The organism is Paraburkholderia sp. SIMBA_030 (assembly GCF_046535245.1).
Lineage (GTDB): Bacteria > Pseudomonadota > Gammaproteobacteria > Burkholderiales > Burkholderiaceae > Paraburkholderia.
The window spans coordinates 1-247 of record NZ_JAWRXB010001319.1; the positions used below are offsets into that span (position 1 = coordinate 1).

Annotated in this window: 1 protein-coding gene; it reads left to right on the forward strand. The window is 42.9% G+C overall.

Going from position 1 to position 247, the window contains the following annotated elements; all coding sequences use genetic code 11:
• Window positions 1-17 precede the first annotated feature (17 nt).
• Window positions 18-247 (forward strand): hypothetical protein (locus tag SB772_RS44320; RefSeq protein WP_410839067.1); only part of this gene is annotated, 230 nt, incomplete at its 3' end.

Here is a 247-nt window from a genome sequence, read left to right on the forward strand (position 1 = left end):
CTATATTGACCAAGCAAATGCAAAGCGCTGCAAGACTTGGTGTCATCGGGGCAGAGCACGCATCTGATGTGAGTCAATCGGTTATCCAAGCATCATTGCGCAACATGAAAGATTTGGTCGATGAAGACAATCTGAATGAAAATAGTCCTGATTTCTCAGCAGCAGTCTCTACTATTAATGAGCTGATGGATTATCTACACTCTAGTAAAATCATTTGTTATAGCCCTCAAGGGCGTGCTTACGAGCT